General features: G+C 68.4%; 13 protein-coding genes. 2 read left to right on the forward strand and 11 right to left on the reverse strand.

The annotated features are described in order from the left end of the window. Positions 1–23: 23 nt before the first annotated feature. The 10 genes from FFI97_RS25835 to FFI97_RS25880 all read right to left on the reverse strand — a co-directional run bounded on the left by FFI97_RS25835 (position 24) and on the right by FFI97_RS25880 (position 10,152). Positions 24–965: an AraC family transcriptional regulator gene (locus tag FFI97_RS25835; protein WP_062471853.1), complete on the reverse strand. Its 942-nt coding sequence runs from the start codon at positions 963–965 to the stop codon at positions 24–26. 15 nt (positions 966–980) lie between these two features. Beyond that, positions 981–1,949: a carbohydrate kinase family protein gene (locus FFI97_RS25840; RefSeq protein ID WP_144004528.1), complete on the reverse strand. Its 969-nt coding sequence runs from the start codon at positions 1,947–1,949 to the stop codon at positions 981–983. A gap of 23 nt (positions 1,950–1,972) precedes the next feature. Further along, complete coding sequence (locus FFI97_RS25845; RefSeq protein ID WP_139700971.1) at positions 1,973–2,644, reverse strand: transaldolase family protein; 672 nt, start codon at positions 2,642–2,644, stop codon at positions 1,973–1,975. 17 nt (positions 2,645–2,661) lie between these two features. Further along, complete coding sequence (locus tag FFI97_RS25850; RefSeq protein ID WP_139700969.1) at positions 2,662–3,450, reverse strand: L-iditol 2-dehydrogenase; 789 nt, start codon at positions 3,448–3,450, stop codon at positions 2,662–2,664. Then, on the reverse strand, positions 3,447–4,826 hold the full coding sequence (gene dalD, locus FFI97_RS25855) for a D-arabinitol 4-dehydrogenase (protein WP_139701152.1): 1,380 nt from the start codon (positions 4,824–4,826) through the stop codon (positions 3,447–3,449). The genes FFI97_RS25850 and dalD overlap by 4 nt, the downstream gene beginning before the upstream one ends. A gap of 90 nt (positions 4,827–4,916) precedes the next feature. Then, a complete protein-coding gene (locus tag FFI97_RS25860; RefSeq protein ID WP_139700967.1) occupies positions 4,917–5,954 on the reverse strand; it encodes an ABC transporter ATP-binding protein in 1,038 nt (345 codons plus the stop codon). A 17-nt stretch (positions 5,955–5,971) separates the two neighbouring features. After that, positions 5,972–6,796, reverse strand: coding sequence for a carbohydrate ABC transporter permease (locus FFI97_RS25865; RefSeq protein WP_139700965.1), 825 nt, complete (start codon positions 6,794–6,796; stop codon positions 5,972–5,974). Positions 6,797–6,806: 10 nt separating this feature from the next. Then, the gene (locus tag FFI97_RS25870) at positions 6,807–7,664 is read right to left on the reverse strand and encodes a carbohydrate ABC transporter permease (RefSeq protein ID WP_070059984.1); all 858 of its coding nucleotides are present in this window, start codon (positions 7,662–7,664) and stop codon (positions 6,807–6,809) included. Between the two features lie 58 nt (positions 7,665–7,722). After that, entirely contained in the window at positions 7,723–9,033 is a 1,311-nt protein-coding gene (locus tag FFI97_RS25875; protein WP_062472668.1) for an ABC transporter substrate-binding protein, read from the reverse strand. A 183-nt stretch (positions 9,034–9,216) separates the two neighbouring features. Continuing rightward, positions 9,217–10,152, reverse strand: coding sequence for a LysR family transcriptional regulator (locus FFI97_RS25880; RefSeq protein ID WP_185993723.1), 936 nt, complete (start codon positions 10,150–10,152; stop codon positions 9,217–9,219). 93 nt (positions 10,153–10,245) lie between these two features. Here FFI97_RS25880 and FFI97_RS25885 point away from each other — a divergent pair, with 93 nt between their 5' ends. Together FFI97_RS25885 and FFI97_RS25890 are read left to right on the forward strand one after the other, a co-directional pair. Then, on the forward strand, positions 10,246–11,226 hold the full coding sequence (locus FFI97_RS25885) for a Bug family tripartite tricarboxylate transporter substrate binding protein (protein ID WP_139700962.1): 981 nt from the start codon (positions 10,246–10,248) through the stop codon (positions 11,224–11,226). Positions 11,227–11,268: 42 nt separating this feature from the next. Beyond that, a complete protein-coding gene (locus FFI97_RS25890; protein WP_139700961.1) occupies positions 11,269–12,333 on the forward strand; it encodes a 4-hydroxythreonine-4-phosphate dehydrogenase PdxA in 1,065 nt (354 codons plus the stop codon). A gap of 58 nt (positions 12,334–12,391) precedes the next feature. On the opposite strand, the gene FFI97_RS25895 is transcribed toward FFI97_RS25890, so the two are convergent. Then, entirely contained in the window at positions 12,392–12,724 is a 333-nt protein-coding gene (locus tag FFI97_RS25895) for a DUF805 domain-containing protein (RefSeq protein WP_139700958.1), read from the reverse strand. Positions 12,725–12,893 lie beyond the last annotated feature (169 nt).

A 12,893-nucleotide genomic window follows, 5' to 3' on the forward strand; every position in this document is an offset into this window, starting at 1 on the left:
GGGCGCGTTCGCCTTGAAAGAAGTCAGCCGAAGCGCGTGTCGGCCTGGCGCCTGAACTCGCTCGGCGTCATGCCCTTGATTTCGAGAAAGCGCCGGTTGAAGTTCGCCACGTTGTTGAAGCCCACCTGGTAGCAGATGTCGGTCACGTAGTGGTCGGTCTGCATCAGCAGGTGGCAGGCGCTGTTGATGCGCACGCGGTTCACGAAGTCGGTGAAGCTGTTGCCGGTCGAGCGGCGGAAGAAGCGGCTGAAGCGGCTCTCGCTCATGCCCAGCTCGGCGGCGACGTCCGACATCGAGATCGAGTCGGTCATGTTGTTCGTGATGCGGTTCACGATGTCGTTGATCTGGTCGACCTGCGCATCGCCGTCGCTGCCCTGCACGCCCTGCATCTGCACGCTCGACAGCAGCCGGTAGTCGGTGCACTGCGCCAGGTCGGCCATGAACTCGCAGAACAGGCCCAGGCGGCGCACGCCACGCGCGGCCTTGATGGCGTCCCAGTGCGCCAGCGCCTGCGCCGACATGCCGAAGAACTCGATGCCGTGGCGCGCGCGGTCGAGCAGCGGCATCACGTCGCGCAGCTCGGGAATCTCGGCCGCCGCGCGCTCGATGGGCTCGTGGCGGAACTGGATCACGCGGTCGCGCCCGGCGGCGCCTTCCTCGGGCACATCGAGCGAGATCCAGTTGTGCGGCAGGCGCGGCCCGCACAGCACGAGATGCCCGGGCTGGAACGGGCCGATCCAGTCGCCGATGAAGGCCTTGCCCGAGGTCTCGGTGATCAGGTGCAGCTCATAGTCTTCATGGAAGTGCCATCGCACCAGCGGGCTCGGAAAGCCGTGCGCGAGGCAGCGCACCAGGCCGGTTTCTTCCGGGGCCTCGTAGCCCAGCGACGGGGAGCGCGCGAAATCGCGCTCCAGCTCGGGTTGGCGTTGACGAGGGATCGCGCGTTTGCGGGTGGTCGTGGTCATGGCGGCACGGATCGATCAGGGCCGGGAAGCGACGGCCTCGTTGTCTTCCTGCGAAAGCGCCGTGCGAACGGCTTCCAGCGTCGGTGGATCGGCGCCCTCGCGGGTGCAGTTCAGGGCCGCGGCGGTGGCGGCAAAGCGCATCACGGCGCGCCAGGCGTCGTCGCCGAGTTCGGCCAGTTGCGCCGGATGCTCGACGCCATGCGCCAGCAGCGCCACGGACAGCCCGGCGGTGAAGGTGTCGCCCGCACCGATGGTGTCGACCACCTCGACGCGCGGCGCGGCCACGGTGAGCGGCGCGCTGCCGGTGCGCCACAGCGTGGCGCCGGCACCGCCGCGCGTGACGATCACGGCGCGCGCGCCGGCCGTGAGGCACTCGGCCGCGAGCGCATCGACCGGCCGTCCGGGGGCGAGCAGCGCGGCGTCTTCGTCACTGAGCTTGACCAGGTCGGCCATGGCGAACCACTCGCTGACGCGGGCGCGGTAGGCGGCCATGTCCGGGATCAGGCTGGGCCGCACGTTGGGATCGAACACGATCACGCAGCGCCTCGTGTGGGCGGCCACGAGGTCGGCGATGCGCGACGACGCCGGCTCCTGCAGCAGCGAGATCGAGCCGAAGTGCAGGAAGCGGCATTCCGCCGGCAGCTGCGGCAGCGGCTCGGGCGCCCAGGTGGCGTCGGCACTGCCGCGTGTGTAGAAGGCGTAGCGGTTGGTTTGCGGCGTGCGCTCGACAAAGGCCAGCGTCGACGGCGCGTCGCTGCGCAGGATGAGCCGGGTGTCGACGCCGTTGCGTTCGAGAAAAGCCACCAGCCGCTCGCCGAACAGGTCGGTCGACAGCTGCGTGAGAAAGCCGGTCGGCTGCCCCAGCCGCGCGCAGGCCACGGCCGTGTTCAGCGGCGAGCCGCCTTCATGGCCGAGGAACGCCAAGGTGCCACCTTCGGCGGCGGTGAAATCGATCAGGGCCTCGCCCGTGAGTGCAATGCGCATGGTGCTTGGATTTTCTTCTTCTGTCAGGGCAAGGCGCGGGCGTCGGCCAGGAAACCCGCTTCGGCAGCCAGGGTGGCGGGATGGTCGAGCAGCTCGGCAAAGAGGCGCGGCGGGATGGTGATGGCGCCCACGCCCAGCCCCAGCAGCGCCAGGTAGGCCGCGCGCGAACGGATGCTCGCCACCAGCAGCCGCGTGCCCGAAGAAGGCCGTTGCGCCACCAGCGACTGCATCTGCGCGATGAGCGCCAGCCCGTCGATGCCGGCGTCTTCGAGCCTCCCGAGGTACGGCGCCGCATAGGCCGCGCCCAGCTGCGCGGCGAAGTGCGCCTGCTCGGGCGCGTACACGGCGGTCCACGTCACAGGCACGCCCTGGGCGATGAGTCGCGCGCCGGCGTCCAGGCCCTGGCGCGTGGCGGGAATCTTGATGACGAGCTGGCCGGGGTCGAACTGCGGCAGCAGGACGGCGGCGTCTTCCAGCATGCCGTCGACCTCGCTCGAATGCACCTGGGCCTGCACCTGGCGCGCGCCCAGGTCGATGCAACGCTTCAGCAGACCGGGCACATCGGCGCGCCCCACGCCGGCGCGTTGCAGCAGCGTCGGGTTGGTCGTCACGCCGTGCACCACCGGGTGCGGCAGGCAGGCCTGCAGCTCGGCCAGGTCGGCGCTGTCGAGGTACAGGTGGAAGTCGTCGTTCATGCGAAAGGAAGGTGGGTTCAGCTCATGACATTGCCGCCGTCGACATTGAGGGTCTGCGCAGTGATGTAGCGCGCCTCGTCGCTGGCGAGAAACACCGCCGCCCCGGCGATGTCGCCCGGCACGCCCATGCGCCCGAGCGGCACGGCGAGGCCGACACGCCGCTTCTTCTCGCCCGGCGCCAGCCCTTCGGCCTTGGCGAACAGGCTGTCGACATGGTCCCACATCGGCGTGTCGACCACACCGGGGGCGATGCCGTTGACGCGGATGCCGTGCGGCGCCATGGCCAGCGCGGCGCTCTGCGTGTAGCTGATGACGGCCGCCTTGGTCGCGCAGTAGTGCGACACCAGCGCCTCGCCGCGGCGCCCGGCCTGCGAGGCCATGTTGATGACCGACGCGCCCGGCGTGCCGGCCTCGACCATGTGGCGCAGCACGGCCTGCATCACGAAGAACATGCCCTTCACGTTGACCGCGAAGAGCCGGTCGAACGAGGCCTCGTCGCTGTCGAGCAGCGGCGCGAGGTCGAACACGGCGGCGTTGTTGAACAGCGTGTGGACGGGACCGAAGGCGACCTGCGCCTCGGCCAGCATGTGCGCGATGGCCTGCGTGTCGGTCACGTCGGCCGCGATGTAGGCGAGCGTGTCGGGGTGGGCTTGCTGCAGCGCGCGCACGGCCTCGGGCGCGGCGGTCGCGCGGTCGATCACGCTGCAGCGCGCGCCCTCGGCGATGCAGGCCTCGGCGACCGCCAGGCCGATGCCGCCGCCAGCACCGGTCAGTAGCACATGGCGGTCTTGCAGGCGGCCGCTCATGAGGCGCCCTTCGCTTCGATGAAGCGCGCCACGCGCGCACCGGCACGGCGCACCGCATCGACCAGCCGCGCGTCGCCCGCGAGGCTGCCCCACAGCCCGGCATCGGCGCACAGTGCCGCCACCGGATCGGCCGCGTCGCAGATGGCATGCGCGGCGGCGTCGTCCATGCTCTGGTCCTGGTAGGCATAGGGCAGCGTGCCCCGGTGCCAGCGCTGCAGGAAGGCCAGGAACAGCGCGGGCAGCATCGCCACGCTGTCGATGCCCTGCCCGGCCGCCAGCCGCTCGCGCACGGTCGGCGCGATGAAGCCCGGGATCTTCGAGAAGCCGTCGGCCGCCACGCGCTGGTTGGTGTCGCGGATCGCCGGGTTGCCGAAGCGGTCGAGCACCACGTCGCGGTAGGCCGCCAGGTCGATGGGGCTGGGGCTCAGGCACGGGATGACGTCGTCGGTCACGTAGTCGAAGGCCATGCGGCGGATGGCCGCGTCGTGCGTGCCTTCGTGGATGAAGCCCAGCCCCGCCAGCGTGCCGGCCCAGGCGATGCAGCTGTGCGTGGCGTTGAGGATGCGGATCTTGGCCTCTTCGTAAGGCTGCACCGACTCGACCAGCTCGACGCCCACGCGCCCCCAGTCGGGCCGGCCGGCGATGAAGTCGTCTTCGATCACCCACTGGATGAAGCTCTCGCCCGTGACCGCCGCGCCGTCGTCGCGGCCCGTGGCGGCGCGCACGCGCGCGCGCAGCTCGGGCGGCGGGCGCGGCGTGATGCGGTCGACCATCGCGTTCGGGCAGCGGGTGTTGGCATCGACCCAGGCCTGCAGCGGCGCGTCGCCGACGAGCGCGATGAACTCGAGCAGGCCCGCGCGAAAGCGGTCGCCGTTGTGGCGCAGGTTGTCGCAGTTCAGCAGCGTCACGGGGCCCGCCTGCGCGGCGCGCCGTGCCCGCAGGATCGCGCAGACCGCGCCGTAGATCGTCTCGCCGGCCTCGCCGCGCCGCGCGCGTTCGATGTCGGCCGCGAGATCGGCGAACGACAGGTCGAGCTTGCCCTTGGTGTCGAGGTAGTAGCCGGCCTCGGTCACGGTGAAGGAGACGATGCGCGTGGACGGCGCGGCGCCGCGTGCGATCACCGGGGCCAGCGAGGGCTCGTAGGGCAGCACCTCGCGGATCCCCTCGATCTGCTCGTAGCGGTACTCGCCCGCGGGCGACACCGTCTCGAGCGTGTAGCGCCCGCCCTGGGCCTGCAACGCCGCGACCACCTCGGCCATGTCGGGCCGGATGTTGGCGCCCGACAGCGACCAGCGGGTGTCGCCCGCATCGATCAGCCGCTGCAGGTAGACGGCCTGATGGGCGCGATGGAACGAGCCGAGGCCGAGGTGAAGCACCGTGAATTCCGAAGGCGCCGGTGGGGTGGGCACGAGGCCCGCTGCTGCGAGGGTCACGGGGAAGGTCCGTTGAAAGTAAGGGTCGTCGGATCAGGCGGCGACGGCGCGGCCTTCGCGGCTGAACAGGTGCAGCACGGACGGGTCGAGCTCGACCGCCACGTCGTCGCCGGCCTGCAGCGGCGTGCGTTCGTTCTGGCGCGCGATGAGCGGCACGCCGCCCACGTCCACGTGGATCAGCGTGTCGGCGCCCAGCGCCTCGATGAGCTCGACACGGCCCGGCACGCCGGCGGCCGCGCCCTGCTTCGGATGCACGCGCAGGCCTTCGGGGCGCACGCCCAGGAAGCCGTCGCTCGGCAGGCGCCCGCCGGTGGCGGCGGAAAAACTCGGAATGGCACTCGCCGCCACCATGTTCATCGACGGCATGCCGATGAACTGCGCGACGAACTGGTTGGCGGGGCGGTCGTACAGCTCCAGCGGCGTGCCGACCTGTTCGATGAGCCCGTCTTTCAGCACCACCACGCGGTCGGCCAGCGTCATGGCCTCGACCTGGTCGTGCGTGACGTAGATGGTGGTGGCGCCGAGCGCGCGGTGCAGCTTGTGGATCTCGACGCGCGTGTTGCCGCGCAGCGCCGCATCGAGGTTCGACAGCGGCTCGTCGAAGAGGAACACCTTGGGCGCACGCACGATCGCGCGCCCGATGGCCACGCGCTGGCGCTGGCCACCCGACAAATCCTTCGGCGTGCGGTCCAGGTACTGCGTGAGGTTGAGCGTCTTGGCCGCGTACTCGACCTTGGTCCTGATCTCGTCCTTGGCCACGCCCGCGAGCTTCAGCGCGAAGGACATGTTGTCGTACACGCTCATGTGCGGGTACAGCGCGTAGCTCTGGAACACCATCGCCAGGTCGCGCTTGCCCGACGGCGTCCAGGTGATGTCCTTGCTGTCGAGCAGCAGGTTGCCGCTGGTGATCGGTTCGAGCCCCGCGATCAGCCGCAGCAGCGTCGACTTGCCGCAGCCCGAAGGCCCGACGAAGACGATGAACTCGCCCTTCTGGATTTCGAGGTCGACGCCCTTGATGATGTGGACGTCGCCAAAGCTCTTCTTGATGTTCTTGAGTTCGAGGTAGGCCATGAGATGTCTCCCTTTCTTTACTTGACGGCGCCGAAGGTCAGGCCTTGCACCAGTTGCTTCTGGCTGAACCAGCCGAACACGACGATGGGCGCGATGGCCATCAGCGAGGCGGCCGACAACTTGGCCCAGAACAGGCCCTCGGGGCTGGAGTACGAGGCGATGAGCGTGGCCAGCGTGCCGGCCTTGGCAGAGGTGAGGTTCAGCGCCCAGAAGGCTTCGTTCCAGCTCAGCACCAGGCACAGGAGGCCGGTCGATGCGAGCCCACCGACCGACAGCGGCATCACGACATGGCGGAACTCGGTCCACAGGCTCGCGCCGTCCATGCGCGCGGCCTCGAGGATCTCGTTCGGAATGTCCTTGTAGGCGCTGTAGAGCATCCACACCATGATCGGCAGGTTCGACAGCGTGAACACGATGGTGAGCGCGGTGAGCGAGTCCAGCATGCCGGCGGTCTGCGCGAGCACGTAGATCGGCACCAGCGCACCGACGGCCGGCATCATCTTGGTGGAGAGCATCCACATGAGGATGTCGCGCGTCTTCTTCGTGCGAAAGAACGCCATCGAGTACGCGGCGGGCGCGGCGATCAAGAGGCCCAGGATGGTCGAGCCCAGGCTCGTGATGAGCGAGTTGCGTGCGTACAGCAGGTAGTCGCTGCGGCGCTGCACTTCGCCGAAGTTGTCGAGCGTGGGCTCGAAGACGAACAGCGGCGGCACGTGGATCGCCTGCAGCTCCGTCTTGAAGGCCGTGAGGAACAGCCAGCCGAGCGGGAAGAACAGAAGCAGTGCCACGGCCCACGCACCGACGGTGCGCAGCAGCTGGGGAAGGAAGTTGCTGGGTTGCATGGTCGTTCCTTCAGTCCAGGTTCTTGCCGATGATGCGGATCAGGAACACCGCGACGATGTTGGCCAGCACCACCGCGAACAGCGCACCGGCCGACGCCACGCCCACGTCGAAGTTCATGAGCGACTGCTTGAAGATCATGTAGGTCATGTTCGTGCTCTCGTTGCCCGGGCCGCCATTGGTGGTGATGGCGATCTCGGCGAACACGCTGAGCAGGAAGATCATCTCGATCATGATCACCACGGCCATCGGGCGGCCCAGGTGCGGAATGGTGAGATAGAAGAAGCGCTGGAACGAACTCGCGCCGTCCATGCGCGCGGCTTCCATCTGTTCGCGGTCCAGCGACTGCAGCGAGGTGATGAAGATCAGGCAGGCGAAGGGCAGCCATTGCCAGGCCACCATGATGATCACGGAGAACAGCGGCACGTCGGTGAGCCAGTCGACCGGCTGCGCGCCGAAGAAGCGCCACACGTCGGCCAGGATGCCGTAGATGGGGTTCATCATCATGTGCTTCCACAGCAGCGCGTTCACTGCGGGCATGACGAAGAAGGGCGAGATCAGCAGCACGCGCACGATGCCGCGGCCCGGGAAGGGCTCGTTCACCAGGAGCGCAAGCAGCACGCCGAACACCACGGTGATGACGATGACGCTCCCGATGAGCAACAGCGTGTTCCACGTGGCCGGCCAGAAGTCGGGGTCGGTGACGAAGTAGTGAAAGTTCTCGATGCCCGCGAACGTGCGTTCGCCGGGCTGCATGAGGTTGTAGTTCACGAACGAGAAGTACAACGTCATCAGCAGCGGCACGATCATCCACAGGAAGAGCGTGAGCACGGCGGGCGCCATGAGGGCGCGGGGCAGGAGTCTTTTCATGGTCTGTTCCTCTCAGGCTGCGGCCCTCTCCCCGCGGGGAGAGGGGAAGAAGCGCGGCTTACTTGTAGTAGCCCGCTTTCTTCATCTCGCGCTCGGCTGCGAGCTGCGAAGTCTTCAGCGCCTGGTCGACCGTGACCTTGCCCGACAGCGCCGCGCTCATCTGCTGGCCCACCGCCACGCCGATGGCCTGGAACTCGGGAATGGCCGCGTACTGCACGCCGACGTACGGCGACTTGGGCAAGGTGCTGTCGCTGAGGTTGGCGCTGTCGATGGCCTTCTTCTCGGCGGCGGCAAACTTGGCGACCTTCTGGAACTCGGGGTTCGCGTAGGTCGACTTGCGCGTGCCGGTGGGCACCGTGCCCCAGCCGTGTTCCTTGGCGACGAGGTTGACGTACTCCTTGGAGGTCGCCCACTTCACGAAGGTCTGCGCGGCGGCGCCCTTGGTCGAGCTGGCGGGAATGGCCAGGTTCCAGGTCCACAGCCAGTTCGCGCCCTTCGGCGTCACGGCGACGGGTGCTTGCGCGAAGGCCACCTTGTCGGCCACCTTCGACTGCTTGGGATCGCTGATGAACGAGGCCGCGATGGTCGCGTCGACCCACATGCCGCACTTGCCTTCGTTGAAGAGCGCCAGGTTCTCGTTGAAGCTGTTGGCCGAGGCGCCCGGCGGGCCGTAGGCCTTCATCAGGTCGACGTAGAAGCCGATCGCGTCCTTCCAGGGCTTGGTGTCGATCTGCGGCTTCCACTGCATGTCGAACCACTGGCCGCCGTTGGTGTTGACCAGCGTGGTCAGGAAGGCCATGTTGTCGCCCCAGCCCGGCTTGCCGCGCAGGCACATGCCGTACAGGCCGCCCTTGGGGTCATGGATCTTGCCGGCCAGCTCCTTCACCTGCGCCCAGGTGGGCTGCTCGGGCATCTTGAAGCCGACCTTGTCGGCCAAGTCCTTGCGGTACATGAGCATCGAGCTCTCGCCATAGAAGGGCGCCGCGTACAGCTTGCCTTCGTGCGACAGGCCGGCGCGGATGGCGGGCAGCAGGTCGTCGGCGTCGTAGGCGGCATCGGTGGCGATGGGCTGCAGCCAGCCCTTCTTCGACCAGATCGGCGCTTCGTACAGGCCGATGGTCATCACGTCGAACTGGCCGCCCTTGGTGGCGATGTCGGTGGTCACGCGCTGGCGCAGCGTGCCTTCCTCGAGCGTGACCCACTTGAGCTTGATGTCGGGGTTGGCCTTTTCGAAGAAGGGCGTGAGCTTCTGCATCTCGATCATGTGGCCGTTGTTGACGGTCGCGATCACGAGTTCGGTGGCGGCGTGGGACACAAGGCCCGTGCCGATGAGTGCGAGGGCGAGGCCCGCTTTCAGAAAGCGCTTCATGGTGTCTCCTTGGGTGAGCGACGCCTCGGTATCGTGGTCGCCGTGCCCGGATTCTGGAGAAACGCGCTTGCGATTTTGGTATTTCGAGCGGCCCAACCAGTACTCTCTTGCACCAGTTGGCTAGTGAAATCCCTAGTTAACGCAATTCAGGATGGAAAAACGTCCGACTGAAGTTCTCGCCCGTCACGCGTGCCCGCCCAGCAGCTGGCGCCGGAACTGCGCCGCCGCCGGCGACAGCGGGCGGTCCTCGCGGGTGATGAGGCAGATCGGCGGCACGCGCACCGGCAGCTCGACCGGCACGGTGCGCAGCACGCCCAGCCGGCCGTAATGGTTGGCCTGAGAGGCAGGCATGACGGCGGCCATGTCGGAGTTCTCCAGCAGCGCCGTGATGGCAATGGGCGATGCCGTTTCGATGATGTCCAGCCGCGCCTGGATGCCCGCCTCGCGCATCGCCGCCTCGAAGCGCCCGCGCTGCGGCGAGCCCGGCGGCTGCAGCACCCACGACCAGCTCGCCATCTCGGCCAGCGTGACCGTGGCCGCGCGCTCGAACACCGGGTGCGCCGCGCGCACCACGACCACCTGCGACTCGCCCAGCAGCGGCACGCTCGCGTACTTGGCCTCGTCGTGGCCGTCGGTGAGGCGGCCCAGCACGAGGTCGACGTCGCCCTGCTCCAGCTGCGCCTGCATCAGGTCGCTGGTCTCGACCACCACCGACACGGCCACCTGCGGATGGCGCAGATGGTAGGCGACCAGCGCCGGCGCCAGCAGCTCGGGCACCGCACCCGGCACGCTGCCCACGCGCAGCGCGCCGCTCAGGCCGGAACGCAGCGCGAGCATTTCCTCGCGCGCGGTGCCGAAGTCGCTGAGCACGCGGTGGGCGTAGCGGATCAGGATCTCGCCGTAGGGCGTGGGGGCCATGCCGCGCGCCAGGCGCTCGAAGAGCTGTTCGCCCAGCGACTCCTCCAGCTGCTGCAGCAGCTTGGTGGCCGCGGGCTGGCTGATGTTCATGGCCTCGGCCGCTCGGCCAAGATGGCGGTGCGCATCGAGCCGGGCCAGCAACAGCAGCTGGCGCGGCCTCACATGCAGCATCAGCGAGGCGTCGGTGAGGCCGGGTTTCATGCACAAAAGTATATGGAGCTTCGGCCTTTTTCGATTGGATCGCGCGCCAGAAGCTCCGTAGGCTCGGGCCCACAACAAGCAGGAGACGACGCGATGACCCTCTTTCCCCTGGCCCGCGGTGCCGGCCTGGTGGCGCTGCTGGCGCTGGCCGCCTGCCTGAACGCGGGTGCGCAGCCGGCCTACCCCGACAAGCCGCTGCGCATCCTGGTCGGCGCCTCGCCCGGCGGCGGCACCGACATCCTCGCGCGCGTGCTGGCCGACAAGTTCGCGCCCGCGCTCAAGCAGCCCGTGACGGTGGAGAACCGCCCCGGCGCATCGAACACCATCGCCGGCGAACTCACGGCCCGCGCGCCGGCCGACGGCGCCACGCTGCTGCTGGCCACCAACACGGCGCAGGCCGTGGCGCCGCACATCCTCAAGCTCAAGTACGACCCGCTGAAAGACCTGCAACCCATCGGCCTCGTGGCCGTGATGCCCAACGTGCTGGTGGTGTCGGCCAGCTCGCCCTACAAGTCGGTGAAGGACCTGCTGGCCGCGATGGCCGCGAAGCCCGGCGGCTTCAAGTACGCGTCGTCGGGCATCGGCAGCACGCAGCACGTGGGCGGCGAAGCCTTCAACCTGGCCACGGGCATGAGCTCGATCCACGTGCCCTACAAGGGCAGCTCGCAGGCGCACATCGACATCATCTCGGGCGAGGTCGAGATGATGTTCGACAGCACCTCCTCGGCCATGGGCCAGATCCGCGCCGGCAAGTTCCGCGCGCTGGCCGTGAGCGCGCCGCAGCGCTCGCCCGAGCTGCCCGACGTGCCGACGCTCGCCGAGCAAGGCGTCAAGGGCGCCGACGTGTCGACCTGGTACGGCCTGTACGTGACGGCCGGCACGCCGCGCCCGGTGGTCGAACGGCTGAGCGCCGAACTCACGCGCACGATGGGCCTGGCGGACGTGCAGTCGCGCATCAAGGCCCTGGGCGGCGAGCCCGGCACGCTGACCGGCGAACCCTTCGCGGCGATGAACCGGCAGGAGTTCGACCACTACGGCCGGCTCGTGCGCGATGCGCGCGTCAAGGCCGAGTGAGGCCGTCCCTTCTTTCTCTTTTCCCCACCTCCATTGCCGACCATGTCTACCCCCTCGACAACCCCGCGCGTGACCTCCGCCAAACCCCGCATCGCCGTGTTGCTCGGCGACCCCAGCGGCGTCGGCCCCGAGATGGCCGTGAAGCTGCTCGCGCGCCAGCGCAACCTCGACGCCGCGCGCGTGCTGCTGATCGCCGACCCCGTCGTGCTGGCCGCGGGCGAGCGCGTGGCGGGCGCGAAGCTGGCCCCTTTGCAGGTGAACACCCTGGACGACCTGCGCTTCGAGGACGGCCGCCCGAGCCTCCTCGTGCGCGACTGGATGGCGGGCGAGGAGCCGGTGCTCGGCGAATCGAACGAGCGCTCGGGCCGGGCCTCGTTCGAAGCGCTGGAGCTGGCGACGCAGGCCGTGCGGAACGGCCAGGCCGACGCGATCCTCTTCGCGCCGCTCAACAAGCATTCGCTGCGCCTGGGCGGCCTCGTGCACGAGGACGAGCTGCGCTACATGCAGGAACGCTTCGCGGTCACCGGCTTCGTCTGCGAGTTCAACCTCACCGGGTCGCTGTGGACCTCGCGCGTGACCTCGCACATTCCGCTGAAGGACGTGGCGCGGCACATCACAGTGGAGGGCGTGCGCGACGCCGTGAAGATCATCGCGTCGGCACTGCGCCGCGCCGGCGTGGCGCAACCGCGCATCGCCGTGACCGGGCTCAATCCGCACGCGGGCGACGGCGGCTCGATCGGCATGGAAGAGATCGAGATCATCGCGCCCGCCATCGAGCAACTGCGCGCCGAAGGCCACGACGCGCGCGGCCCGTTCTCGCCCGACACCGTGTTCATCGGCGCGCGGCGCGGCGACGTCGATGCGGTGGTGTCGATGTACCACGACCAGGGCCAGATCGCGATGAAGCTCATGGGCTTCGAGCAGGGCGTGACCTTGCACGGCGGCCTGCCCGTGCCCGTGGCCACCTCGGCCAGCGGCAGCGCCTTCGACATCGCCGGCCAGGGCGTGGCGCAGATCGAAGGGCTGCAGCAGGCTTTCGACCTGTGCGTGCGGATGGCAAGCGGTGCGCCTGCTGCACCTGCGTCCATCGAGGCGGCGCTGGCCTGAGCCACCTGGCGCCCCAAAGAAAAAGGGCCGCGTGTGCGGCCCTTCGAAGGAAAAAAGCTCAGGCGCTCGGCGGTTCGCCGTAGGCGTTGCTCTCCGGCTGCGTCGGCTGAACGAAGAAATAGATCAGCACGAGATTGATCAGCGGGACGATCGACAGCAGCAAGAACCAGCCGCTCTTGCCGATGTCGTGCAGGCGGCGCGCGCCCACGGCGAGTGCGGGCAGAAGCAGGCCCAGCGCTGCGATGACGTACACGTATTGATGGATCAGGCCGGTGATGATGAGCACCCCGAACTGGGCCAGAAAAAACCACCAGAACTCCGAACGCGACGCACGACCGCTGAAGTCGGTGTACTTGGCGATGCACGTCTTGACCGCTGTTTGAAAGTCCATTGACTCGCTCCTCTTGATGAATCCCAGGGAAATTTCCCCGGGGCCATCATATCGGCGCACTGTGCAACGACAAACTCGGCCAAACCGGCCACCGCGCTGCAAACCAATGGCCTAAAGGCCTAGTGGATAGAGCCTTTGGCCAAGGCTCGCAAGCCTTGCGGTGACGTGT

Origin of the sequence: Variovorax sp. KBS0712 (assembly GCF_006323185.2) — a bacterium.
Classification (GTDB): domain Bacteria; phylum Pseudomonadota; class Gammaproteobacteria; order Burkholderiales; family Burkholderiaceae_C; genus Variovorax; species Variovorax boronicumulans.